We start from the raw sequence: 22,591 nt of genomic DNA on the forward strand, positions 1-22,591 counted from the left end.
TTATTTTTGGAAGGGATTTTTACATAGGAAGAAAGAGAGGGAAAAGAAGCACAAAAAAACTGGTCCCCCATACAGGAGACCAGTGCTAAACTCTTAAACGGCCTTTATTTCCACTTCAATATTTCCGCGTGTTGCTTTGGAATACGGGCAAACCTGGTGAGCTTCATCGGCCAGCTTTTGTACATTGGCTTGTTCCTGACCCGGTATCGCCACCTCTAAAACAACTGCCAGTTTGAATCCGCCATTCGGCTGGTCTTTGCCAATGGTTACATTGGCTGTCACCTTACTGTCGGAAACATCCACTTTCTGCTTTTTGGCGACCAGCTGAAGTGCACTTTGGTAACAAGCCGCATATCCGCAGGCGAAAAGCTGTTCTGGATTGGTTCCTTCTCCTCCTGAGCCCTGCAGCTCCCTTGGCATGCTGAGTTTAAGATCCAGCTTGCCGTCCTCGCTGGAAACATTTCCTTCACGTCCGCCCTGTGCTGTTGCCCTGGCTGTATATAAACCTTGGTCCATGCTTCATCACTCCTTGTATTCGGTGGCAGCAAACTGCCCCAATTTGTTCTACACACCTAAACATTATCTTTTTTCTATCTTTTTAAACCTTTAATTTGAAAACCGCATCTTAGCTGCAGTGGGAGTTTATGAATTCATAATTTGGGAAATTATGAACTAAACAACTGTTGGAGGGAAAGGCATGGAAATTAATGAACATATACGCAGCTTAATGGAAAATCCGGAAAAAGAATTTGAGTTTCTTCAGGAAACCAACCTGCCTGGAGCAAAAAACGATCTTGTGAGAATAAGGTATGTCCCACAGGGAGACAATGGCTTTTTTCAGGCCACCTTTTATGATGATGAGAGAGAAATTGTGGGATCAAGGGTTTTTGACGAAGTGGAGGATGCGATCGTTTTTATCGAGAAAAATAAAATCTGACTTCTAAGACTCTTGGTTCAAGCACACCAAAGAACAAATTTAAGCGGCTCCCCGGCAATGGGAGCCGCTTTATAATAATTGTTTATAGCATACAGGTTTAAAGGTCTGCCGCTAACGGGAATTACATCTAAAAGAAGCCAAGGAGGGAGCCTTTGCGATGGATGAAAGGAAATTAACATTCTATGTTAACCCTAAAGGTGATATAAACACTGTTCCTGCCGATGAAAGCATTCACCTTTTTGAGGTTCATGCAAATGAAGGGGAAATTGAACAGTTACGCGGCCTCTTTCAAAAATTGCATGAACACAACAAAAAGGAAGGGAAAGATCTCTTTTCTTCGAGTACTCATTTTAATGAATTTTACGGCGATCTAGATCGAAGAGAAGATAATGAGCTCATGTTTGAAATTTACCGTCAGATCTATATGCTTGGTACCGAAAAGACGAAGGCAGAAGTGGAAGAAATGGGTGTTATTCCAAAGCTGAATGAACTGCGATAGACGTTCATCTTACGGAGATGGACGTTTTTTATACAAAATTTACTATTTTTTTTATAAGATACCCCTTATAATATAAGAATGATTCGAAGACTATGAGAAAAATATCTTTTTATGTGTTTACAGCAGTTTTTCATGGGGTATTTTCATACATTTATCCATCACTATACACAAAATGGGGTAAGGGAAGAGTAATATGAAAACGGTTAAACAAGAAGATATTCAACAATGGGTCGAAAACCATCTTGAAGATTATAAAAACTTTACTCCTTATTTATTTACACAGGAGTATATTCATTTTTTTTGTGAATCAAGGCAAAATGAAAAAGAATTTGAAATAAAGTATGATAAGAGCGGCCAGAAACTGTATATGCGTTATCTGGAGCCTTCTGAAATTGAAGATGACTGGGTATGTGTAGGAAATGTATGCATATAAAATAAAGGGGTTAACAGCATGAAAATCAATGGCATTCAAAGGGTGGATCAATCGTATAAAACCACCGAAGCGATAAAGCCTCAAAAAGCTTCAAAGCCATCTTTACAGGATTCAGTTGAGATTTCCCGGGAAGGGCTGCAATTAAATCAAACAACGGCAGGAATTTCAAGCGAACGGCTGGCAAAGGTAGAGGAACTTAAACAAAAAATCAATGCAGGGAAGTATCAAATCGATCCGGAGAAAATTGCGGCTAAGATTGCTTCTTATTATCAGAAATAAAACCAGATTCATACCGAAAAACAGATTGGCAGAGAGCTAGTCTGTTTTTTTTTCTTTCCCCTCTTCCTTTTGTTTTAAAACCAGGAACGCTTTTCTGATCACAGGGGGCAGGGGTATATTTGTCCGGCCCGCATTTTCGATGATGGACAGCAATTCATTGGATAAATAAAAAAATATGGTGGCATCACGAATGTAATGACCGCCAAAAAGAGTATCGAGTGAGTGGGCAACAGCTACAATGCAAAAAATAGCGATTTTCTTTAAAATTCCTTTGAAGCCAAACGAACTGGAAAGTTTTCCTTCATAGGCAGAAGCAATAATACCTGTCAGATAATCAAGTAAAGCTAATATTACAAGAGCATTGATCAATGGCGACATCGGACCAAAAAAATAACCTGCATAAGCGCCTGCCAGTGCAGAGCAGGATTTAAACAGCATTTGAACTCTACTCATGTAGACCCACCTCATAGTTTCCAAAATAAAAATCTAGTATTGACTATTAGAATATGATAGAACGTAATAATTGGTTCCTTTACTGAAAAATTGTGGCTGATAGTAACCTTTTATGTCGTTTATGTAACAAAATTTGAGGGTAGGTAAAGTTTATTGAAAAGTAAATATAATATTTAAAAAAATCCAAAAAATCAAAGAAAAGACACGCACATTTCTGTTACAATGAAGAAAATCTTTAAATGAGAAAATCTTTATAGGAGGTTTTTAATGTGAACAAAATTACCCTTGGTCTTCCTCCACATTGTCACAAAGTTTCTTTTGACGGAAAGGTTTTTAAAATTAAAGGATTTAACAATGAAAAAATGGTCGTTCCGGTGTCAGGTACGGAAAGTGCAGAAGTGAGACAGGTCAATGAGGAAACCGGGATGTTAAATATAGTTGGAAAAGACAGGATATTAATTTCGATGGAAATGCCTTTACGCTTTTGCGAAATCGGCAAAGGCTGGCTCCTTGATAAATTGCCGAAACGCAAAAAGAAAAAATAGGAAAAGGGCACGTGAGTCGTCTCTTCAGGCGGCAAATCACGTGTCCTTTTTGTTTGGATTGGTGATCCCCGCTTTGCTTTGCCCGATGTCCTTCTAAATTTCCGGTACAGGCCATACATATTAACGAAGAGGACGAGCGGAGCTGGAGGAGATTATGCAAAAAAGAAAAAAACAGGTTATTCAAATCGGTGCAACCTATATCGGCACTATCGTAGGGGCAGGTTTCGCGACGGGAAGAGAGATTGTTGAATTCTTTACCATTCATGGTTCGGCAGGCTTTGCCGGCATTTTGATCAGCGGTTTTTTATTTATCTTTCTTGGTACAAAAATCATGCTCCTTGCCCGAAAGATCGGAGCGGAAACGTATGAGTCGTTAAACACGTATCTTTTTGGAGAAAGATTTGCCGCAGGGATTAATTTGCTTATGTTTGTCATGTTGTTTGGTGTAACAGCTGTCATGCTGTCAGGTACTGGAGCATTATTTACTGAACAGCTTCATTTGCCGTTTCATGCCGGAATACTGCTCACCGTTTTATTATGCTTCATCGTTATGCAACGGGGGATGGAAGGTATTTTATGGACTAATTCGGTTATTGTCCCCATTATGATTCTTTTCTCCATTATTATATCGGTGTCCATGCTTTTTTCACCGATTGAGGCACCCCTGATCCGCTCCGAGGATTTTACCGGGAATTGGAGATGGCTGTTCAGCCCGTTTACTTATGCTGCGTTTAATTTGACACTGGCACAAGCGGTTCTTGTGCCACTAAGCCGGGAAGCTGAGGATGATTCAATCATCCGGTGGGGTGGTTTTTTAGGAGGGCTTGGATTGACCTTCATCCTGTTAAACAGCCACTTTGCCCTTTATCTGGTGCCTCAATCGGTTCAATATGAAATCCCTGTTGCCGAGATTATCAGCCGGCTCGGGATCTTTGTGCATTTGTTGTTTTTGCTCGTGGTATATGGTGAAATCTTCACTACGCTGATTGGAAACCTGTTCGGGCTTGTCGCTCCTCTGAAAAAATCATTCAAGCTTTCATCCAATTTCATTTTGCTGTTGTTAATGGGCGGGGGGTACTTAATCAGTTTGTTTGGGTATTCTTCACTTCTTCACTATCTTTATCCGTTGTTTGGGTTGGTTGGGCTCGCTTATTTGCTGGTGATCACGTTGAAAAAGGATTTTAAATAGAGGGATTTTTTTGAATAGAATTACTATTTTTGGTTATAGTGACAGGACTTAAACGCTGTGATAAAGTTTTAAAAAAGAAAGTCCTTCTAGAGTAGACAAAAATAGTTTGGGAGTGGACAGCAGCGTGAATACAGAAGCAGATCTGAAAAAAGATATCGGCCTTTCCGTAGCGATGTCAATTGTTATTGGTACAGTAATCGGTTCCGGGATCTTCATGAAACCGGGAAAAGTCATTGAATATGCAGGAGGATCAAGCATGGCGCTCCTGGCCTGGCTGCTCGGTGGACTTATCACTCTGGCAGGAGGCCTGACCATTGCTGAAGTAGCCACGCAGATCCCAAAGACAGGCGGACTGTATGTTTATTTAGAAGAGGTGTATGGAAAGATTTGGGGCTATCTGAGCGGCTGGATGCAAACTGTGATTTACGGTCCCGCCATCATAGGAGGTCTTGGTCTATATTTTGGCTCTTTGCTTGCCCACTTGTTTGGATGGAACGAAAAAACAGGACCGTGGATAGGTATTATTACGGTTGTTTTTCTAGCTGTGGTCAACAGCTTTGGCACTAAGTATGGTGGCATTGTACAAAACATAGCAACGATCGGAAAATTGCTCCCGATCGTGTTAATCGTTGTGTTTGGCATTTGGAAAGGTAATGAACATGTTCTGAATGCAGGCAGCGGCTTTACTGGAGAAATCAGTATGGGAGCTGCCATTCTGGCAACATTGTTTGCTTATGATGGCTGGCTGATGGTTGGGTTTGTGGCAGGAGAAATGAAAAATCCTGCTAAAATACTGCCCAAAGCGATCATTGGCGGGATTCTGTTTGTAACAGTGGCTTATCTGCTGGTAAATGTAGCAATGCTCCATGTACTTCCGGCAAGCCGTATTGTGGAATTGGGGGAAAATTCAGCTGGAACCGCGGCTTCCATATTGTTCGGAGAAATAGGCGGAAAATTGATTGCCGTCGGTATCGCTGTTTCCATCTTTGGTTGTTTGAACGGAAAGATATTAACGTTCCCCCGTGTAACCTATGCGATGGCGCTTCGCAAACAGCTGCCGGCGTCCCGTTTCTTTGCTTCTGTTTCTGAAAAGTTTGGAACACCGATTCCGGCAACCGGGCTGCAGGTTGTGTTAGCCGTTGTCCTCATGCTCGTATCAAACCCGGATTATCTGTCTGCCATGGCTATATTTGCTATTTATATCTTTTATATTTTTGCATTTTATGCTTTGTTTGTTTTAAGGAAACGAAACAAAGGGAAAAAAAGATCGTACAGTGTACCCCTGTTTCCAATCATTCCGGGGTTTGCCATCATCGGTGCCAGCTATATTGTGATTGCTACGATTATTGACAGTCCTGCTGACAGCCTCACGGCGATTGCTGTCACACTGGCCGGATTGCCCTTGTACTGGTACCTTAACAAAAGAAACCAGACGGAACACGAACCGCAACTGCAAAAGAAAGCGTAGTATATTCCCGTAAAAAGCTCTGCTGATTTTCAGCAGAGCTTTTTCATTAGGTGCCAAAATTGAAACAGTCAACCAGCAAAAAAAACCGAAAATATTAAAGTGTACTGACCCTTTTTTGGCTAATCTCTCTGTAATATACGTTCAACGATTTGCGAAAGAAAAACAATCCAGCAGAAAGTTAAAAGAACCTGCCATTGGCAGGTTCTTTTATTGAATAATCGTTTTCAACTGACGATATTTAGCGGAAAGACTGGATGCTGAAATATCGTAAGAAGCAGCTGTTTCCGCCTGTGATGCGCCTTGTTCTAAAAGATGCTTGCTGACATAATAATGCAGTGCTGCAGCGAAAAGCTGTTCTTTTCGAATGGTCAGCTTTTGACTGTTGTTCCATTGAACCCAAAGGGGAAGCGCCTTTTCATAAATTTCAGAAGAAGCGGTATTTTTCAGCAGAGCTAATACGGAATCATTGACCGGATCAGCAGGCTCGTTGGACAAAAGAATATGAAGAACATGGGGGAAATCGTCCTTCATTGTCAATTGTTCTGAATGCAGGATCTGCAGTTTCTTTGACAAATTGGAAGGAGAAACAGGAATTTTTGCATAATCAATGTAAAATTCACAATGTTCTCCTGTAACGATCAGTGAACCTGCAAGAAGTGACTGCACTTCAGGAAGGGATTCGGAATGGATTTCAACCGTATATTCCTGATCCGTGAAGTAATCTTTGAGCTTATATACGTTCCGGTTTAACTGTTCCTGAACGGTATACAGTGAAGGGGTGGTGTTCTGCCATTTTTTCACTACTTCGTATACCTGATGCTCTTCTTTTTCTTTTTGTTCCATAAGGTACAGCTCTACAGGTGTTTTGCCATTCCGAACCGATGAATGAAAAATGAGCCAGCATACCATCAAGTTCGCGTATGTTTCCACCTGCTCCTTATCAACATTAAATTGCTGGATAAAATTCCGTGTTTGTTTTCCCATGTCTTCATGAAAGTTGTCAAAAGCAAACTTTGCCAGCCCTTCCAGGTGACGGCTGATTTCAACCATTTGTTTCATTTTTGTTGTGGTCAGCGATCGCTGACAGCAATGTTTATATTTTTTCCCGCTTCCACACGGACAAGGATCGTTTCGTCTTACTTTACTCATGTTTCCCTCCGTACATACTGCTCGTGTTGTAAATAATCACCTTGTAAATACTAGCATAAACGCGTGATAATGCAACTTATTGCACTGCAGCACAACCGGGAAAGGGCAAAAAAAAAGAAATCAAACCAAAAAGGTTTGATTTCTTATCCAAGGAAGCGAAGGTACTCATCGGTCAATTCCATAAACCTTGCTTCATCTCGTTTCTCAAGGGCTTCATCTATTTGTTCTTTATAACGTTTAATTTGATAGGCGTGCAAGGACTCATCAAGGATCATCTGAGCAACCATATTAAAAGCGAACGGTTCATTTTTCTTCTGAAGTTTGTATTTCACAAGATCGTTCATATCTTTATTATACGACGTATTATCTTTCATGCTCTATTCCTCCTTGAATATTTTTGCAATAGCTTGTGTGATTAAAGCTAATGCTTTAGTGGGTTTTTACTAGTATACTTATCCCAAGAGATAATAGCAACTATTTAATTCTGAAAATTTAGATTTATTATTGTTGATTTTCCAGATTTAAATCAGCCAGCACCTCATCCACGGAATGGAAAGTCTTACTTTCCAGCTGTTCACCGCCTTCCATGTCAAAAACTCGCAATTCATAAACTTCTTCTGTCGGGATATATTTGACTTCGACTGGATTGGTATAATTCTTTGAGAAGGTTTCTTCTGACTGAGCATGACTGTATACATCTTCTGGGTTGTTTTTTAAATTTTGCAGCTTCTCTCTTATATTCATAATTTCTCTCCCTCCAGAGTATCAATCGGGTGTTGTATAAAATATGCCCGTAACGTGCTCTTTTTAAACTCCGTTCATTAACTTTTCGACATATTTCATTTTTCGGATTTGACGCTTTTATTGATGTCAGCTACGATAGAGAATAATTAGTATTTATATGAACAACCACTAGGGGAGCTTGTGAAAGCTGAGAAAAGAGTGAACTTTGACCCTTTGAACCTGATACGGATCATACCGTCGTAGGGAAGTGGCTTAAACGAACGACCAGTTAAAAATGATGTTTAAGCCGCCTTCTTTTTGAGGGCGGCTTTTTATACGAAGTCAAAAAAAAGAAGGAGTTTTCTATAATGTCCAACACACCAAAAGCATTAACCATAGCAGGATCGGATTCAGGGGGAGGAGCGGGCATACAGGCGGACCTGAAAACTTTTCAGGAATTAGGCGCATATGGTATGTCGGTCATTACAGCCGTCACTGCCCAAAATACGAAAGGCGTCCAAAATATTCATGCCATACCGGTTGAAATGGTGGCAGATCAGTTGAAAAGTATTGCAGACGACCTGCGGCCAGAATCGCTGAAGACAGGCATGCTTTTCAGTGCCGAAATTATTGAGGCGGTATCCTCACATATTGAGGAATATCAATGGACAAATGTGGTGGTTGATCCAGTGATGATTGCCAAGGGAGGGTCAGAACTGCTTAAGAAGGATGCAATAGAAGCTCTAAAGAAACACCTTCTTCCCCTCGCTGATATCCTCACTCCAAACATCCCTGAAGCCGAGCAATTGACTGGAAGAAAGATTGAGAACAAACAGGACAGAGAAGACGCAGCAAAATTTCTTCATGGTCTCGGAGCAAAGAAAATTGTCATTAAGGGCGGCCATCTTCCCAATGAAAATGAACCGGTGGATTTATATTATGACGGGGAACGAATGATTGAGTTTGAAGGAAAACGCATAATCACAACACAAACCCATGGAACAGGCTGTACATTTGCTGCTGCGATAACAGCGGAGCTTGCTGTTGGAAAATCTCCGATTGAAGCGGTGGAAACCGCCAAAACCTTTATACAGGAGGCGATCAGCGCCCCCCTTCATCTCGGAAGCGGCCATGGACCGACCAACCACTGGGCATACAGGAGGAAATACCAATGACAAAATTACCACATCTTTTAAAAGAAATTCGATTGAAGAAACCACTCATTCATCATATAACCAATCAGGTAACGATGAATTTTCTGGCCAATGGAATTCTCGCTGCCGGAGGAAGCCCGATGATGGCCCATCACTATGAAGAAGCAGCAGAAGCAGTAATGGCTGCTGACGCTCTTATATTAAATATCGGAACGGTTGAGCCAGACCTGGTGAAAGGAATGATTCTCGCCGGAAAAAAGGCGAAAGCCAATGGTATACCGGTTGTTCTTGATCCGGTCGGGGCAGGATTGTCCTTATTAAGAAAAACGGCTGTTGCAGATATTATGGATGAAGTTTCTCCAAATGTAATTTGCGGTAATGCAGCAGAAATCGCATTTTTAAGTGGAGAAAAATGGAGCGGGAAAGGGGTAGACGGGAGTCTTGCAGAGGACAGCTCGGAACTGGCCCGCTATGTGGCCAACCGGTTGAATTGCATCGTCGCCATTACGGGGAAAGAGGATATCATGAGTGACGGGTCAGAAACGATGATCATAAGAGGAGGGCATGAAATGCTTTCCTATGTGACAGGGACGGGTTGCTTTTCCACCTCTCTGATTGGATTGTTCCTTGCAAAGTCAGTAACGGCTGATTTGACTACATTGGAACGGGTGGCAGCATCGCTTACTTACCTGGGCCTTTGTGCAGAACGGGCGGTTTCCGCCGCGCGCGGGCCAGGAAGCTTTCAAACGGCATTCTTGGATGAGCTATATCTTCTAAATGCTGAAGAACTGGATGAGGCTGGAAGATGGGAAACTGTGCTTGGAGGGAACAACTAATGGATAAGGCCGTTCTAAAAGAAAAAATGAAGGTATACTTTATTATGGGAAGCACCAATTGTTCAACAGATGCCAAAGAAGTTCTCGAGCAGGCACTGATCGGTGGAGCTACACTTTTCCAATTCCGTGAAAAAGGGGAGGGCTGTCTGGATGGAAAAAGCCGGGCAGAACTTGCCATGGCTTTACAGAATGTCTGCCGCCGGTACAATGTTCCATTTATCATTAACGATGACATCAAGTTAATGAAGAAGTTGAACGCAGACGGACTGCATGTGGGCCAGGAAGACGGAGACCTCGAGGAAATCCGTAAAGCTTTTCCGGGAAAACTATTGGGTGTTTCGGTCCACAATCTGAATGAAGCCCGGCATGCCCTTGAAATTGGGGCCGATTACCTCGGAGTCGGGCCTGTTTATCCTACAGGAACAAAAACAGATACGCGGCCGGTAATGGGGTATTCAGTGATTCGTGAATTGCGGGACAATGGAATAGATGCGCCAATCGTCGGTATTGGCGGTATCCATGCGGACAACGCATCAGGAGTCGTTCAGTCAGGTGCAGATGGAGTGGCAGTTATTACTGCCATCAGCAACCATCAGGAACCGGCGGCAGCTGCAAGTGAACTTCTAAAAGCGGTAGAAAAAGCCAAACAGAATCACTCTTCAAACAAATTTATCAAATAGGAAGGGCACTGTTTCCATGCGTGTTCCGTACAATGAATGGACGTTGCATGAAAGAGGTGTCTCTATGAAAAAAAGGAGCAAAGCTTGGTCATATGCCGAGATGGTGCTTTTACTGTTGAGCTTTTTAAGTGCACTCTGGAACGGGATTTATGTAAACAGCCCTTCCGTCCTTTTTGCCATCCTCGCAGTAGTTTTCTTGTTCAGGGCAGTGGAACGGTATTATTTTAAGCTGAAATTGGAATTCTATTTTAATTCAGGCATGGTGCTGGTTTTTATTATTTTGGCGGCTTTGCCGTTCATCAATTGACAGAAGCCTTTCGCTTCTGTTTTTTTTTGTTTAAAACTTGAAAGGTTTGACAAAAATAAGCCTAACGTAATAAAATAATTTTACGTAATACATTTACTTTAAGTGAGGTGAAGCTGTGAACCAGAAGGCTCAGATTAAGGAAACGTATTTGATCACACTGCCCGAGCAAGCTGCAGCCCTTTTGCATCCCATCCGTTCGGAGATTGTGGCCGCCTTGAAAGTCCCTGCTTCAGCCACGGAAATTGCCAAAGCGCTTAACGAAACACCGCAAAAAATAAATTACCATTTAAAAGCGCTTGAAAAAGTAGAGCTGGTGCAAAAAGTGGGCACAAGGAATGTCAGAAATTTGGTAGAAGTACTATATCAGGCAGTGGCAAAAACCCTGGTTTTGTCTGAATCACTTGGCCTTTCGCCGGAAACTTCGCAAAAATTACAGGATCAGCAAGCCCTTGCTCATGTATTATCATTGACTGAAGCCATAAAAAAAGATGCCCTGCAACTCATGGAACAAGCGGAAGAAACGCAAATTCCAAGCGCCGTTCTTCAGGCTGCCGTCAATTTATGCGGAGAAGATCAGCGGAATGAATTTATGAACGAATATTTCTCACTGCTTCATCAGTTAATTGAAAAGTATCAATCAGGAGAAAAGGAAAACGGCGAGGAGTACCAGGTGTCTATTGCTATTTATCCAAAACCTGAAGGAGGAAAACAGGGATGAGCAAAGTGAAGAAGCAGCCCTCTCTTGTATGGGAAAAGAACGGGAAAAAAAAGCTGCAGGATGAAAAAGTGATTAACCTTTATGAAAGAAAAAATGAGCAAGATGAAAAGTCCAGGGAAGAGCTGCGAACGGAAATCATGATTGAAACAGAAGGTAAAAAGCCATCAAAGGTGGTTTATGTCACGTCCGGGTTTGGAAAAATTGCTGCCGGCAGCACGGGATCTTCACCGTACTGCATGGCATCGTAAGAAACGTACAGGAGGAAAATGATCATGAACTTAGTTCCAATGGTTGTTGAGACCACAAACAGAGGCGAACGCTCGTATGATATTTATTCGAGGCTTTTAAAAGACAGAATTGTGATTATTGGAAGTCCGATTGATGACAATGTTGCCAATTCGGTCGTTGCGCAGCTTCTATTCCTGGCAGCTGAAGATCCTGATAAAGATATTTCTATCTATATTAATTCTCCTGGGGGATCTGTTACTGCGGGTTTGGCAATTTATGACACGATGCAATTTATTAAACCGGATGTGTCCACGATTTGTATCGGGATGGCGGCATCCATGGGTGCCATCCTGCTGATCGCCGGAGCAGAAGGAAAACGGTATGCGTTGCCAAATGCAGAAGTCATGATTCACCAGCCGCTGGGCGGGACAGAAGGCCAGGCGGCAGACATGATTATCCATGCAAAACGAATTATTCAAACGCGGGAGATTTTAAATAAAATTATCTCCGACCGCTCAGGTCAGCCGGTAGAACGGGTTGAAAAGGATACGGACCGGGACTTCTTTATGACAGCCCAGCAAGCTCTGGACTACGGCATTATTAACAAAGTAATTGAAAAACTATAGGCGTAAAAGAAAGAGCTCATGAGCTCTTTTTTTTATTTCCCTGGCAGGAATCGATCTTTCCAAAGAGAAAAGAATAGAGCTGTCCATTATTAAATGACAAGGAGAAAGAATGAATGGTAAACCAACAAAGCAACAAGAAGTTTGTCGTCGCTGGCCTTCTGCTGGGAATTTTGATGTCAGCCATGGATAACACCATTGTGGCTACGGCGATAGGAACCATTGTTGCGGAATTAGGGGATTTTGAGAAATTTATCTGGGTCACTTCCGCTTACATGATTGCTTCTGTGGCAAGCATGCTGATTTTTGGTAAGCTGTCTGATATGTATGGCAGGAAAAAGTTTTATATTACCGGACTGGCCCTTTTTATTCTGGGATCTGTTCTTTGTGGAATGGCAGAAACCATGACACAATTGAGTTTGTACCGGGCGATTCAGGGAGTGGGAGGCGGCGCGCTGATGCCGATAGCCTTCACCATTATTTTTGATATTTTTCCTGTAGAACAGCGCGGGAAAATGACGGGGCTGTTTGGAGCGGTCTTTGGCATGTCCAGTGTTTTTGGTCCGCTTCTTGGTGCGTATTTAACAGATTATTTGGACTGGCGCTGGATTTTCTATGTAAATTTGCCGCTGGGCCTTCTATCCCTCTTTTTCATCATCAGGTTCTATTTTGAATCTCTGGAACACCGTAAGCAAAAAATTGATTATCTTGGTGCGGTTTTGCTCGTTGCCTCGCTTGTCAGTCTGATGTTTGCATTGGAATTTGGCGGAAAGGAGTATGCCTGGGGTTCGGCACTTATTCTTTCATTGTTGGCGGGGTTTGCCGTTCTTTTCGTTCTGTTTATTCAGGCTGAACGCCGGGCGGCAGATCCTATTGTTTCCCTGGCCCATTTTAAAAAGAGGCTCTTTCTCTCCAGCCAGGCGATCGCTTTCTTTTATGGTTCAGTGTTTATTTTGGCAACGATGTATATTCCCATTTATATTCAGGGAGTTTTTGGCGGTTCAGCGACGAATGCGGGTCTGATCTTGATGCCCATGATGATCGGGGTTGTTGTGGGAAGCCAGACCGGCGGACGAACGGTGATCCGCTCTTCCTATCGGAAAGTTATGATGTTCTCGGGTGTTATTTTTCTGATTGGCGTTTATTTGCTCAGTACGATGGATGCGGGCACTTCAAGAATGCTGGTTACGCTGTATATGGTGCTTGCCGGAATTGGAGTGGGCTTCTCCTTTCCTGTGCTCAGCATGGCTTCGGTTCATAAGTTGAACGCCAGACAGAGGGGGTCCGCCAATTCCCAGAATGCATTTTTTCGACTCATCGGCATGACGCTGGGCATCACGATTTTCGGAACCATTCAAAACAATTTGTTAAGTGATCGGCTGAAGGATGCCCTGCCTCAATTTGGTCAGTTTCAAAAGTCAGTGGACTCAAGGGCGCTATTGCAGCCGGAAGTGCGGAAACAGATCCCGCCGGAGGTTTTGGACAAGTTGACGGATATTTTGGCAAACTCTATTGCCGACACGTTTGGTTATTCGCTGATTTGTGTTTTCTTTGCGCTGCTGTTTATCGTTTTTATGGGGCAGGCCCGCGTCAAGGAATCGGATGAATCAATGAGTAAAGGAAAAGTATCAGAGGGGTAACCTCTGATACTTTTTTTACTGTTAAAAAGCGGTGAACCATGCTAACCTTTTACAATATAAATAGTTTACAGAAAGAAGGAAGAAAGAATGGCAATGGCTTCCGTAAAAAAAGAAGCTCCCACAACGGAAACGATTTACAAGGTTTTATTTGCGATTAGTTTTGTCCATTTACTGAATGATGCGATGCAATCAGTGATCCCAGCCATTTTTCCGATACTGGAAAAGTCGATGAATCTGTCGTTTGCACAGCTCGGATGGATCGCGTTTACCCTAAATATGACCTCATCCATTATGCAGCCCGTTGTCGGGTGGTACACCGATAAAAAAACATCACCTTTTTTGCTTCCGCTTGGCATGGCTTGCAGTCTGGCTGGTATGGTGGGCATCGCTATTTCCAGCCATTTTTCATACATTCTGCTCTCCGTTGTTTTTATCGGACTTGGTTCTGCAGTATTTCACCCGGAGGGCTCACGAGTGGCCTACATGGCAGCAGGACAACGGAGGGGGCTTGCCCAATCCATTTATCAGGTTGGAGGGAATACCGGCCAATCGCTGGCACCGGTTATGACCGCTCTGGTTTTTGTACCTTTTGGCCAATTTGGTGCCATCTGGTTTACGCTCGTCGCTGCCTTGGCGATCGCAGTGCTCATTTTTGTATCAGGCTGGTACCGTTCAAGGCTGGGTGATTTTCCTCGTATTGTCAACAAAAAGAGGAAAAAGGAGGCGAACTCCAAACGAAAGAATCACATTACGTTTGCTGTGTGCCTACTTGTTTTTCTTGTCTTCGCACGTTCGTGGTATGTATCGGGTATTTCGAATTTCTACCAGTTTTATTTGATTAAAAACTATCATCTTTCCATTTCGCATGCGCAGTATTACATCTTCGTCTTTTTGGCTGCAGGTGTGGCGGGTACGTTTTTTGGAGGTCCCCTTGCCGATCGTTTCGGAAAACGGAACATGATTTTCTGGTCCATGCTAGGTTCTGCACCTCTTGCCATGCTGCTTCCGCATGTTAGTCTGGTTTGGGTTTATCCGATTTTTTTGCTGCTTGGGTTTATCATCATGACCAGTTTTTCAGTGACCGTCGTTTACGCCCAGGAGCTTCTCCCTGGTCGTATCGGAATGGTTTCGGGTCTCATTGTAGGGCTTGCTTTTGGGATGGGAGCGCTGGGCTCTGTGATTTTGGGGAATTTAGCGGACTTGTACAGCGTACGTTTTATTATGCTGCTGGTCAGTTTCTTGCCATTTGCAGGAGTATTGACGTTTCTCTTGCCAAGCGATCAAACGGTGAAGGCATGGGAGATGGAACAAACCAGGTAACACGTGAAGAGCCGGCGCCATATAGCGCCGGCTCTTCACGTTTATCGGTTTCCTTCTGGAGGATTAAGCTTCTTTTCGGAAGAAGAGGTACTTTTCGTTTCTTCCTTGTTCCGTTCTTCCGCATTTTCATCCTTTATGTCTTCAAGAGGGAGATCATCGGTTGGCATGACGAGCTGATCACGTTCCAGCTGTTTTTCCTGGTTCTTTTCAAAGGCATTATTTCTGTCATTCCGGTTCAGCAGTTCTTTTTGCTTTTTATCATTATCCATATGAAATCTCTCCTTTTTTTGTATGTACTGTAGTAATAGCCTTTCCGTAATTTTTAAAACCTTTTTTATTTTTAGCAATTGACAAAAACACAATGTCCATTAAAATATAGGTAAACGTTTACATCGATTGTTCTTTGGAAATTACGTAAACGTTTACCCTTTTGAAAGAACAGGATTTCTACATAAATTAAAGGAGTGTAACCAATGAAGGTAACCATTTGGAACGAGAACCGCCATGAAAAAAAGAATCCGGCAGTACGCGAGGTGTACCCGGATGGAATTCATGGAGCCATTCAGCAATTTTTAGAAAATGAAGGAATTCAGGCAGGAACCGCTACACTGGATGAAGAAGGGCATGGCTTGAGTGAGGAAGTACTGGACAATACCGATGTTCTTATCTGGTGGGGCCATATCGCCCATAATGAAGTATCGGATGAAGTGGTGGAGCGGGTCCACCAAAGAGTGCTTAATGGTATGGGACTCGTTGTCCTTCATTCCGGGCACTTCTCTAAGATTTTCAAAAAATTAATGGGTACCTCTTGTGACCTCAAATGGCGTGAAGCAGATGAAAAGGAACGCCTTTGGGTCGTTGATCCTTCTCATCCGATTGCTGCCAATATCGGACAATATATCGAACTGCCAAAAGAAGAGATGTACGGGGAACATTTTGACATTCCAGCTCCAGATGAACTCGTATTTGTAAGCTGGTTTGAAGGCGGGGAAGTGTTCCGCAGCGGGTGCACATACAAGCGTGGCCAAGGTAAAATCTTTTATTTCCGACCAGGGCATGAAACCTATCCGACCTATCACAATAAAGAAATTCAGCAGGTTATTGTCAATGCCGTTCAGTGGGCAATGCCTACAGCTAGTGAAAAACCAGTTTACGGAAATGCCAAACCGCTTGAAGCTATTGGCGTAAAATAATTACACAAGGAGTGAACGAAGTAATGATTAAAGTAGGAGTTATTGGATGTGGCAGTATTGCCCAGCATCGACACTTGCCAGAGTACCAGCAAAACCAAGAGACAGAAATCGCCGCTGTATGCGATATCAATCAGGTCCGCGCCGATCAAATCGCCAAGGAATATGGAGCAACAGCCTATTATTCCTATGAGGAGCTCTTAAATGACCCGGAAATTGAAGCGGTCAGCGTATGCACTCCCAATTACCTGCATGCACCGATTGCCATTGCCGCCCTGAACAGTGGCAAGCATGTATTATGTGAAAAGCCGATGGCCACCTCTCTTGAAGAAGCAGAGCAAATGATTCTGGCCAGCGAAAAGAACGGCAAAAAATTAATGATCGCCCACAATCAGCGTTTTGTACGCTCACATGAAAAGGCGCGTGAGATCATACAAAAAGGTGAGCTAGGGAAGATATACAGCTTCAGAACCGCGTTCGGCCATCCAGGACCAGAAACATGGAGTGCCGATGGAACCAACAGCTGGTTCTTTAAAAAAGAACAAGCCTTTATTGGAGCTATGGGAGACCTTGGCGTTCATAAAACGGATTTGCTCCGATTTCTTTTAGGAGAAGAAATCGAAGAAGTTGCTGCTTTTGTGGAAACGTCTTCAAAAGAAAATGCTACGGTGGATGATACGGCCGTTTGTGTTTTAAAAACAGAAAGCGGAGTCATTGGCACACTTGCCGCAAGCTGGTCCTATGTTGCCAAAGAAGATAATTCTACGATCATTTACGGCGAAAAAGGGATTCTCCGCATGGAAGAAAGTCCTGAATATTCATTGGTTGCACAGTACAAGGATGGTTCTGTGGTTAATTACTCACTGGGCCAAATTCAGACCAACGACTCCGGAGGCCAAAATGATTCCAGGGTCATCGCCAAATTTGCAGAATGCATTTTAAATGATGAGATGCCAGCTGTTTCCGGGGAAGAGGGTAAACGCTCACTTGCGGTAATTATTGCTGCATTAAAAGCCAGCGAAACGAAGAAGAATGTTAGCCTTGCCAACGGAGTACTTGCATGAATATGTTGAAAATCGGTTTTATCGGAGTCGGTGGGATTGCAGAATCGCGGCATATCCCAGCCGTACGCAAATTGGCCGAGAAAGCAGTCATCACAGGTGTGAGTGATGTTAATCATCATCGTGCCCAACAGATTGCAGAAACGTATAATATCCCGGGAGTTTATGAAAATTATCACGACCTTCTGGAAAACGTGGATGCTGTATTTATTTCAACGCCGAATAAATTTCACGCAGAAATCTCGGTGGCGGCACTTCAGGCAGGTGTGCATGTTTTTTGTGAAAAGCCGATGGCGCTCTCCACCAAGGAATGTGATGAGATGATAAAAGCTGCCGAGGAGTCCGGTAAAGTACTGTCTATTGGCTATCATTACCGCTTCATGAAAAATGCACAGGCAGCGAAGAAAGTTATGCTGGAAGGCGAAATTGGCGAGCCGCTCGTCATTAGGGCACAGGGCTTGAGGCGTCGAAAGGTTCCCGGCTGGGGTGTTTTTACAAACAAAGAATTGCAGGGTGGCGGCAGCTTAATTGATTATGGGTGTCATCTCCTGGATTTAGCACTCTGGCTGATGGGTGATTCAGTGCCGGTGGAAGTAATGGGCTCCCAGTACAATCTGCTTAGCCGTACACCTAAACAAGTGAACTTGTGGGGAGATTTCGATCATAGCACCTTTGAGGTGGATGATCATGTAACAGGCTATGTCCGATTTGAAAATGGGGCTTCTCTGTTATTGGAAACCTCTTGGTCTGCCAACATCAAAGAAGACCTGGAGAATGTGAGCATTTCCGGAGAAAAAGGCGGTCTTGATGTCTTTCCTTTTCACTTGAATCAAGCCAAACATGGCCTATTGCTGAATTCGGAAGCCGCTTTTATCCCGGGAGATGATAATCCGGGAAATCCGCAGGCTGAGAACTTCGTGGACTGCTGTCTCGGACTGGCGGAGCAGGTCGTAAAGCCTGAAGAAGCAAGAAGAGTGTCAATGCTGATTGAAGCCATTTATGAAAGCAGTTTAACTGGAAGCAGTGTGAAATTAAATGAGCGAAAGGAAGTGGAGAGTCAATGAAGTTAGGAGTATTTACGGTATTGTTTTCTGAAATGTCCTTTGAACAGATGCTCGATCATGTGAAAAAAGAGGGAGTAAAAGCAGTGGAAATTGGAACGGGGAATTACCCGGGAAACGCTCACTGCAAGGTGGACGAACTTTTGGACAGTGAAGAAAAAAGAAAAGATTTCCTTCACCAGGTAGAATCAAGGGGTTTGATGATCAGCGCCTTAAGCTGCCATGGAAATCCTCTATCCCCAGATGAGGAATTTGCCCGTGTTTCCCACGAGACATTTGTTAAAACAGTAGATTTGGCCAGTCTTCTCGGAATTCCGGTTGTGAACTGCTTTTCGGGTGTGCCTGGGGACCATGAAGGGGCTAAGTACCCTAACTGGCCGGTCACCCCTTGGCCAAACGAATATGGTGATGTCCTGAAATGGCAGTGGGAAGAAAAATTAATTCCTTATTGGCGGGAATGGGGACTATATGCTAAAGACAAGAACGTGAAAATTGGCCTGGAATTGCATGGCGGTTTCCTGGTACATACACCGTATACGCTTTTGAAATTGCGTGAAGAAACATGTGATGCCATCGGTGCCAATCTTGATCCAAGCCATTTATGGTGGCAAGGAATTGATCCTGTTGCAGCAATTAAAATTCTCGGCAAAGCGGATGCGATCCACCACTTCCATGCCAAGGATACGTATATTGACCAAGATAATGTGAACATGTATGGATTGACAGATATGCAGCCATATGGTGAAGTCAGGTCACGAGCCTGGAGTTTCCGTTCTGTAGGCTGCGGGCATAGTGTCCAGGAATGGTCCGACATGATCAGCGCGTTACGAACCTATGGCTACGATTATGTGGTTAGCATTGAGCATGAGGATCCGCTCATGAGCATCAATGAAGGGTTTGCCCGTGCAGTGAAGAATCTGAATGACGTAATAATTGAAGAGACGCCTGCAGAAATGTGGTGGGTATAAAATAAAAGAAACGAGCCTTTTGAGGCTCGTTTCTTTTATTCGCCAAGAGTGGTTTTGGATGCTTCCGGAGAAGGGGGAAGCCCAGGCTCTGATTTAACAGTAGGCGTAGTATCATTTTTCTTGTTTTTCATGGAGCTTACTTTTTCTTTCGCCTGTGATGTTACCTGGGTTGCTTTATCCTTTACCGACTCCATCATATTTGATGCTTTCTCTTTACCGGCCATTGTTCCGAGCTGCGTTTGAAGTTTGGCTTCATCTTTCATTCGCATGGTCTTTTCTTTTAGATTCGAAGTTTGGCTGGATATGCCAGCACGCATTTCTTTGCCGGATTTTGGTGTTAATAAAAGAGCAGTTGCGGCTCCTACTAAGCCCCCAACAAGAACACCTGTGGTAAATCCGGATTTTTCTTTGCTGTTATTAGTTGTAGTTGTGTATTCATTGTTCATTGTCGAACTCCTCCTTTTCATAGTTTTTCTATACCCGGCATGAAATGATGATAAACCTTAAAGCATAACAAGAAAAAGGACCATAATACCTCTCGCATAATGCGGGCATATGGTCCTCATCTCTTTATTTCAGCTCTGGGAGCATGCGGATTTCCTGAGTCATTTTTGACTTGCAAATCGGGCAATCAGGTGTTTCTTGCAGCGAGTAATCAGCTCTCATCCAGCATGTGCACTCTTCATTTTCACATGCCCAAACTTTAGTTTCTACATCAGGAACTGGTTCGATTGGGTTTTTGGAAAAAAAGGCCATGGGTATCCCCCTTAAGTGTAATACTTACATTATACTCCTTTTTGGCGACTTTTATGAGTAAAATAACTTTCAAACTTTCAAAGCCGGTGTTATCCTTTCATAGATTTGAGCCATTTCGTCCGTTTTTGCACGCAAATAATCCACTAATTCAGAAGGGCTGACCACGTATGCATCAGCTCCGAACGCCCATATCCACTCGGCATAAAGGGGGAGAGCCTCCCGCGGAATAATGGCTTCAATTTGTCCTGAACGTTTGGAGGATAATTTGGTGTCTTTTCGTAAAACAGGGTGATTCAACGCTTTGTTTGCCCCGTTACTATTAAGATTCACATGCAGGTTGAGCTTCTCGAGCGGAGAAACAAGCTCATTCCATTGGCTGACGGGGAGAGCCGTATTACCGGTTAAAGGGTGACATTCATTTTCGATTGCAGCAGTCTTTATGTTTTTGAGATTCAACAGATGAACCGTTTTGTCAGTGGGGTTATAACAGGGAGAATACCAGTTGTACCCGTTCTCAATAATCCCAATCGGTTGAAGGATGCTAATTCTGAGATCTCCTGACAATTCGTACTCAACAGTGATTACACGCTGTTCTATGGCCGCCTGGAAGAACAGCGGCAGATGAACAGGAACCTGGTCAGAGAGTAGCATTTTGCCCTGCCACTTTTTCTCAATGTTGCTCAATTGTTTTATGCCGTCATCTGACAAAAAATTCATCAGTTTTTCTTTAACCGATTGAGCCTCCTTGCTGTATGGGAAAGAATCACTCACTCCCAGGCTTTGCAGCGCAAATAAAAAAGAGAGGGCTTCTGATTCGGAGAATCCGATTGGAGGAAGTATTTTCTCTCGCATCAGGGTGTAGCCGCCATGCGGACCGTATTCGGATAAGATGGGGAGGCCCCGATCGATTAAATGCAGCAGGTCACGCTGGATGGTTCTTGGGGACACCTTAAATTCATCAGCCAGTTCCTTCAATGTAAACTGTTTTTTTTGGTTAATAAATAATAATAGCTGTTCCAGCCTTTTTGCTTTCGCCATTGCTTCGTCCTTTTATTCTGAAAGTAGTTGTTCTAGTATTTATATCGTTCAGGACTTCAAATGTTTTACATTGCTTTTCATATTATTTTCCAGCACGGTGGACAAAAAAAGCACGGTAGTATACGTGTGATACACCGTGCATAAATGAAATCCTGAGCTGAAATTAACGTTTCGTATTGCTCTTTTTTGCCCGGTTTTCAAGTTCGGTTTTCGGGTCTTGGGCGAATTCAGCATCCTCACTTGTTCCTTGTGGCGTAACTCCTGTTGCTGCCCGTCCTTTTCCGCTGCTTTTCTTTGTCATACGATCACCTCCCTTTTATTATCGTGGCCAACCCTAAAGGAATCATTCGTTAAATTCAGGTTAAAGCTTAACCTTTTGTGGAATAACTAGTGGAGTAGGAAAGCTAAAGATTACAGAGGAAGTGATGTAAATGGAAATCGGTCTAGTTGGTTTGGGAAAAATGGGTTTTAATATTGCCCAAAATATGCTTGATCACGATTTTAAAGTGATCGCTTTTGATACGAATAAGGAAACCGTTGATAAAATATCCTCTCATGGTGCTACCGGAGCCCATTCTCTTGAAGATTTGACCAAAAGCTTCACCGGCCGCAGAGCAATCATCCTGCTTGTTCCTGCGGGCCCTGTTGTGGACAGTGTGATCGGGGAGATTGTTCCTTATCTTGATTCAGGGGATATCATTGTTGATGCAGGTAATTCAAAGTACAAGGATACACTGAGAAGGTATGAGGAACTGAAGGAAAAAGGAATTCACCTGGTGGATTGCGGAACGAGTGGCGGTACGGAAGGGGCACGTCACGGAGTTTGTGTCATGGTTGGTGGAGATGAAGAAGCCGTGGATTACATCGCTCCCCTTTATGAAAAAATTTCTATCGAAAACGGTTTTATGAAGACCGGGAAAGCAGGAAGCGGTCACTTCTTGAAAATGGTCCACAATGGTATTGAATATGGCATGATGCAGGCGATCGCTGAAGGGTTTGAGATCCTGGATAAAAGTGATTTTGACTATGATTATGAAGCGGTTGCAAAAGTATGGAATAATGGCTCGGTTATTCGTTCATGGCTCATGGAGCTTATGGAAAATGCATTTTCCAAGCAGCCGAAGCTTGAAGATATCCGGGGGGTCATGCATTCGTCAGGAGAAGGTATATGGACCATAGAAGCTGCGCTTGATTATCAGGCAACGGCTCCAGTCATTGCATTATCCCAATTTATGAGGTTCCGATCACTTGAGGACGATACTTTCCACGGGAAAGTAGTAGCAGCACTCCGAAATGAATTTGGCGGGCATGCTGTCGTCAAAAAGTAAATTGTAAA

The 22,591-nt window shown here is 43.3% G+C and carries 31 protein-coding genes and 1 riboswitch; of the genes, 21 read left to right on the forward strand and 10 right to left on the reverse strand.

Features of this window, described 5'->3' with window-relative positions; genetic code table 11:
- Positions 1-93 precede the first annotated feature (93 nt).
- Positions 94-516: an organic hydroperoxide resistance protein gene (locus tag BLT53_RS03035; protein ID WP_090232689.1), complete on the reverse strand. Its 423-nt coding sequence runs from the start codon at positions 514-516 to the stop codon at positions 94-96.
- 181 nt (positions 517-697) lie between these two features.
- On the opposite strand from BLT53_RS03035, the gene BLT53_RS03040 reads away from it, so the two are divergent.
- The 4 genes from BLT53_RS03040 to flgM all read left to right on the forward strand — a co-directional run bounded on the left by BLT53_RS03040 (position 698) and on the right by flgM (position 2,148).
- Positions 698-937 carry a hypothetical protein gene (locus tag BLT53_RS03040; RefSeq protein WP_061968669.1) on the forward strand — a complete coding sequence of 80 codons (240 nt, stop codon included), beginning with the start codon at positions 698-700 and terminating at the stop codon, positions 935-937.
- Between the two features lie 157 nt (positions 938-1,094).
- Entirely contained in the window at positions 1,095-1,436 is a 342-nt protein-coding gene (locus BLT53_RS03045) for a hypothetical protein (RefSeq protein ID WP_061968671.1), read from the forward strand.
- A gap of 193 nt (positions 1,437-1,629) precedes the next feature.
- Entirely contained in the window at positions 1,630-1,869 is a 240-nt protein-coding gene (locus tag BLT53_RS03050; RefSeq protein WP_061968674.1) for a hypothetical protein, read from the forward strand.
- 18 nt (positions 1,870-1,887) lie between these two features.
- Complete coding sequence (gene flgM, locus BLT53_RS03055; protein WP_090232690.1) at positions 1,888-2,148, forward strand: flagellar biosynthesis anti-sigma factor FlgM; 261 nt, start codon at positions 1,888-1,890, stop codon at positions 2,146-2,148.
- A gap of 36 nt (positions 2,149-2,184) precedes the next feature.
- Here flgM and BLT53_RS03060 read toward each other — a convergent pair whose 3' ends face one another.
- Positions 2,185-2,601: a phage holin family protein gene (locus BLT53_RS03060; protein WP_090232692.1), complete on the reverse strand. Its 417-nt coding sequence runs from the start codon at positions 2,599-2,601 to the stop codon at positions 2,185-2,187.
- A 269-nt stretch (positions 2,602-2,870) separates the two neighbouring features.
- On the opposite strand from BLT53_RS03060, the gene BLT53_RS03065 reads away from it, so the two are divergent.
- From BLT53_RS03065 to BLT53_RS03075, 3 genes are all read left to right on the forward strand, one after another.
- The gene (locus BLT53_RS03065) at positions 2,871-3,146 is read left to right on the forward strand and encodes a hypothetical protein (RefSeq protein WP_061968683.1); all 276 of its coding nucleotides are present in this window, start codon (positions 2,871-2,873) and stop codon (positions 3,144-3,146) included.
- 154 nt (positions 3,147-3,300) lie between these two features.
- Positions 3,301-4,335 carry a YkvI family membrane protein gene (locus BLT53_RS03070; RefSeq protein ID WP_090232694.1) on the forward strand — a complete coding sequence of 345 codons (1,035 nt, stop codon included), beginning with the start codon at positions 3,301-3,303 and terminating at the stop codon, positions 4,333-4,335.
- Between the two features lie 124 nt (positions 4,336-4,459).
- A complete protein-coding gene (locus tag BLT53_RS03075; RefSeq protein WP_170834206.1) occupies positions 4,460-5,803 on the forward strand; it encodes an APC family permease in 1,344 nt (447 codons plus the stop codon).
- Between the two features lie 207 nt (positions 5,804-6,010).
- Here BLT53_RS03075 and BLT53_RS03080 read toward each other — a convergent pair whose 3' ends face one another.
- From BLT53_RS03080 to BLT53_RS03090, 3 genes are all read right to left on the reverse strand, one after another.
- The gene (locus BLT53_RS03080; protein ID WP_090232696.1) at positions 6,011-6,952 is read right to left on the reverse strand and encodes a YecA family protein; all 942 of its coding nucleotides are present in this window, start codon (positions 6,950-6,952) and stop codon (positions 6,011-6,013) included.
- Between the two features lie 143 nt (positions 6,953-7,095).
- Positions 7,096-7,326 carry an IDEAL domain-containing protein gene (locus BLT53_RS03085; protein ID WP_090232697.1) on the reverse strand — a complete coding sequence of 77 codons (231 nt, stop codon included), beginning with the start codon at positions 7,324-7,326 and terminating at the stop codon, positions 7,096-7,098.
- Positions 7,327-7,453: 127 nt separating this feature from the next.
- Complete coding sequence (locus tag BLT53_RS03090) at positions 7,454-7,696, reverse strand: hypothetical protein (RefSeq protein WP_090232698.1); 243 nt, start codon at positions 7,694-7,696, stop codon at positions 7,454-7,456.
- A 160-nt stretch (positions 7,697-7,856) separates the two neighbouring features.
- Positions 7,857-7,959: riboswitch (TPP riboswitch) on the forward strand.
- Between the two features lie 84 nt (positions 7,960-8,043).
- Here BLT53_RS03090 and thiD point away from each other — a divergent pair.
- The 9 genes from thiD to BLT53_RS03135 all read left to right on the forward strand — a co-directional run bounded on the left by thiD (position 8,044) and on the right by BLT53_RS03135 (position 15,181).
- Complete coding sequence (gene thiD / locus BLT53_RS03095; protein WP_090232699.1) at positions 8,044-8,850, forward strand: bifunctional hydroxymethylpyrimidine kinase/phosphomethylpyrimidine kinase; 807 nt, start codon at positions 8,044-8,046, stop codon at positions 8,848-8,850.
- On the forward strand, positions 8,847-9,665 hold the full coding sequence (thiM, locus tag BLT53_RS03100; RefSeq protein WP_090232701.1) for a hydroxyethylthiazole kinase: 819 nt from the start codon (positions 8,847-8,849) through the stop codon (positions 9,663-9,665). The genes thiD and thiM overlap by 4 nt, the downstream gene beginning before the upstream one ends.
- Positions 9,665-10,345, forward strand: a complete 681-nt coding sequence (gene thiE / locus BLT53_RS03105; protein ID WP_090232702.1) for a thiamine phosphate synthase — start codon at positions 9,665-9,667, stop codon at positions 10,343-10,345. The genes thiM and thiE overlap by 1 nt, the downstream gene beginning before the upstream one ends.
- Before the next feature lie 64 nt (positions 10,346-10,409).
- Positions 10,410-10,652 carry a hypothetical protein gene (locus tag BLT53_RS03110; protein WP_090232703.1) on the forward strand — a complete coding sequence of 81 codons (243 nt, stop codon included), beginning with the start codon at positions 10,410-10,412 and terminating at the stop codon, positions 10,650-10,652.
- A gap of 115 nt (positions 10,653-10,767) precedes the next feature.
- Entirely contained in the window at positions 10,768-11,370 is a 603-nt protein-coding gene (locus BLT53_RS03115) for an ArsR/SmtB family transcription factor (RefSeq protein ID WP_244520345.1), read from the forward strand.
- Positions 11,367-11,618 (forward strand): hypothetical protein, encoded by a 252-nt coding sequence (locus BLT53_RS03120; protein WP_090232705.1) that lies wholly within the window; start codon positions 11,367-11,369, stop codon positions 11,616-11,618. The genes BLT53_RS03115 and BLT53_RS03120 overlap by 4 nt, the downstream gene beginning before the upstream one ends.
- Before the next feature lie 24 nt (positions 11,619-11,642).
- Positions 11,643-12,224 (forward strand): ATP-dependent Clp endopeptidase proteolytic subunit ClpP, encoded by a 582-nt coding sequence (gene clpP, locus BLT53_RS03125; RefSeq protein WP_090232706.1) that lies wholly within the window; start codon positions 11,643-11,645, stop codon positions 12,222-12,224.
- Positions 12,225-12,337: 113 nt separating this feature from the next.
- The gene (locus BLT53_RS03130; protein WP_090232708.1) at positions 12,338-13,861 is read left to right on the forward strand and encodes an MDR family MFS transporter; all 1,524 of its coding nucleotides are present in this window, start codon (positions 12,338-12,340) and stop codon (positions 13,859-13,861) included.
- A gap of 93 nt (positions 13,862-13,954) precedes the next feature.
- Positions 13,955-15,181, forward strand: coding sequence for an MFS transporter (locus BLT53_RS03135; RefSeq protein ID WP_090236667.1), 1,227 nt, complete (start codon positions 13,955-13,957; stop codon positions 15,179-15,181).
- A gap of 41 nt (positions 15,182-15,222) precedes the next feature.
- Here the strand turns inward: BLT53_RS03135 and BLT53_RS03140 are convergent, their stop codons facing one another.
- The gene (locus BLT53_RS03140) at positions 15,223-15,450 is read right to left on the reverse strand and encodes a hypothetical protein (protein ID WP_090232710.1); all 228 of its coding nucleotides are present in this window, start codon (positions 15,448-15,450) and stop codon (positions 15,223-15,225) included.
- Between the two features lie 204 nt (positions 15,451-15,654).
- Here BLT53_RS03140 and BLT53_RS03145 point away from each other — a divergent pair, with 204 nt between their 5' ends.
- Genes BLT53_RS03145 through BLT53_RS03160 form a run of 4 tightly spaced genes read left to right on the forward strand, consistent with a single transcriptional unit; the run spans position 15,655 to position 19,461 of the window.
- Positions 15,655-16,374, forward strand: a complete 720-nt coding sequence (locus BLT53_RS03145; protein ID WP_090232711.1) for a ThuA domain-containing protein — start codon at positions 15,655-15,657, stop codon at positions 16,372-16,374.
- A gap of 23 nt (positions 16,375-16,397) precedes the next feature.
- Positions 16,398-17,435, forward strand: a complete 1,038-nt coding sequence (locus BLT53_RS03150; RefSeq protein ID WP_090232713.1) for a Gfo/Idh/MocA family protein — start codon at positions 16,398-16,400, stop codon at positions 17,433-17,435.
- A complete protein-coding gene (locus BLT53_RS03155) occupies positions 17,432-18,496 on the forward strand; it encodes a Gfo/Idh/MocA family protein (protein ID WP_090232714.1) in 1,065 nt (354 codons plus the stop codon). Before BLT53_RS03150 ends, BLT53_RS03155 begins: the two co-directional genes overlap by 4 nt.
- Positions 18,493-19,461 carry a sugar phosphate isomerase/epimerase family protein gene (locus BLT53_RS03160; protein WP_090232716.1) on the forward strand — a complete coding sequence of 323 codons (969 nt, stop codon included), beginning with the start codon at positions 18,493-18,495 and terminating at the stop codon, positions 19,459-19,461. Before BLT53_RS03155 ends, BLT53_RS03160 begins: the two co-directional genes overlap by 4 nt.
- Positions 19,462-19,496: 35 nt before the next feature.
- Here BLT53_RS03160 and BLT53_RS03165 read toward each other — a convergent pair whose 3' ends face one another.
- From BLT53_RS03165 to sspL, 4 genes are all read right to left on the reverse strand, one after another.
- Positions 19,497-19,907 carry a YtxH domain-containing protein gene (locus tag BLT53_RS03165; RefSeq protein ID WP_170834207.1) on the reverse strand — a complete coding sequence of 137 codons (411 nt, stop codon included), beginning with the start codon at positions 19,905-19,907 and terminating at the stop codon, positions 19,497-19,499.
- Positions 19,908-20,031: 124 nt separating this feature from the next.
- Positions 20,032-20,217 (reverse strand): cold-shock protein, encoded by a 186-nt coding sequence (locus tag BLT53_RS03170; RefSeq protein WP_090232719.1) that lies wholly within the window; start codon positions 20,215-20,217, stop codon positions 20,032-20,034.
- A 69-nt stretch (positions 20,218-20,286) separates the two neighbouring features.
- Positions 20,287-21,255, reverse strand: coding sequence for a helix-turn-helix transcriptional regulator (locus tag BLT53_RS03175; protein ID WP_090232720.1), 969 nt, complete (start codon positions 21,253-21,255; stop codon positions 20,287-20,289).
- Positions 21,256-21,418: 163 nt separating this feature from the next.
- Entirely contained in the window at positions 21,419-21,556 is a 138-nt protein-coding gene (sspL, locus tag BLT53_RS03180; RefSeq protein WP_061968733.1) for a small, acid-soluble spore protein L, read from the reverse strand.
- Positions 21,557-21,686: 130 nt separating this feature from the next.
- Here sspL and gnd point away from each other — a divergent pair, with 130 nt between their 5' ends.
- Positions 21,687-22,583 (forward strand): phosphogluconate dehydrogenase (NAD(+)-dependent, decarboxylating), encoded by an 897-nt coding sequence (gene gnd, locus BLT53_RS03185; protein WP_090232722.1) that lies wholly within the window; start codon positions 21,687-21,689, stop codon positions 22,581-22,583.
- Positions 22,584-22,591 lie beyond the last annotated feature (8 nt).

The sequence above is a fragment of the Fictibacillus solisalsi genome, from assembly GCF_900103485.1.
GTDB classification, from domain to species: domain Bacteria; phylum Bacillota; class Bacilli; order Bacillales; family Fictibacillaceae; genus Fictibacillus_C; species Fictibacillus_C solisalsi.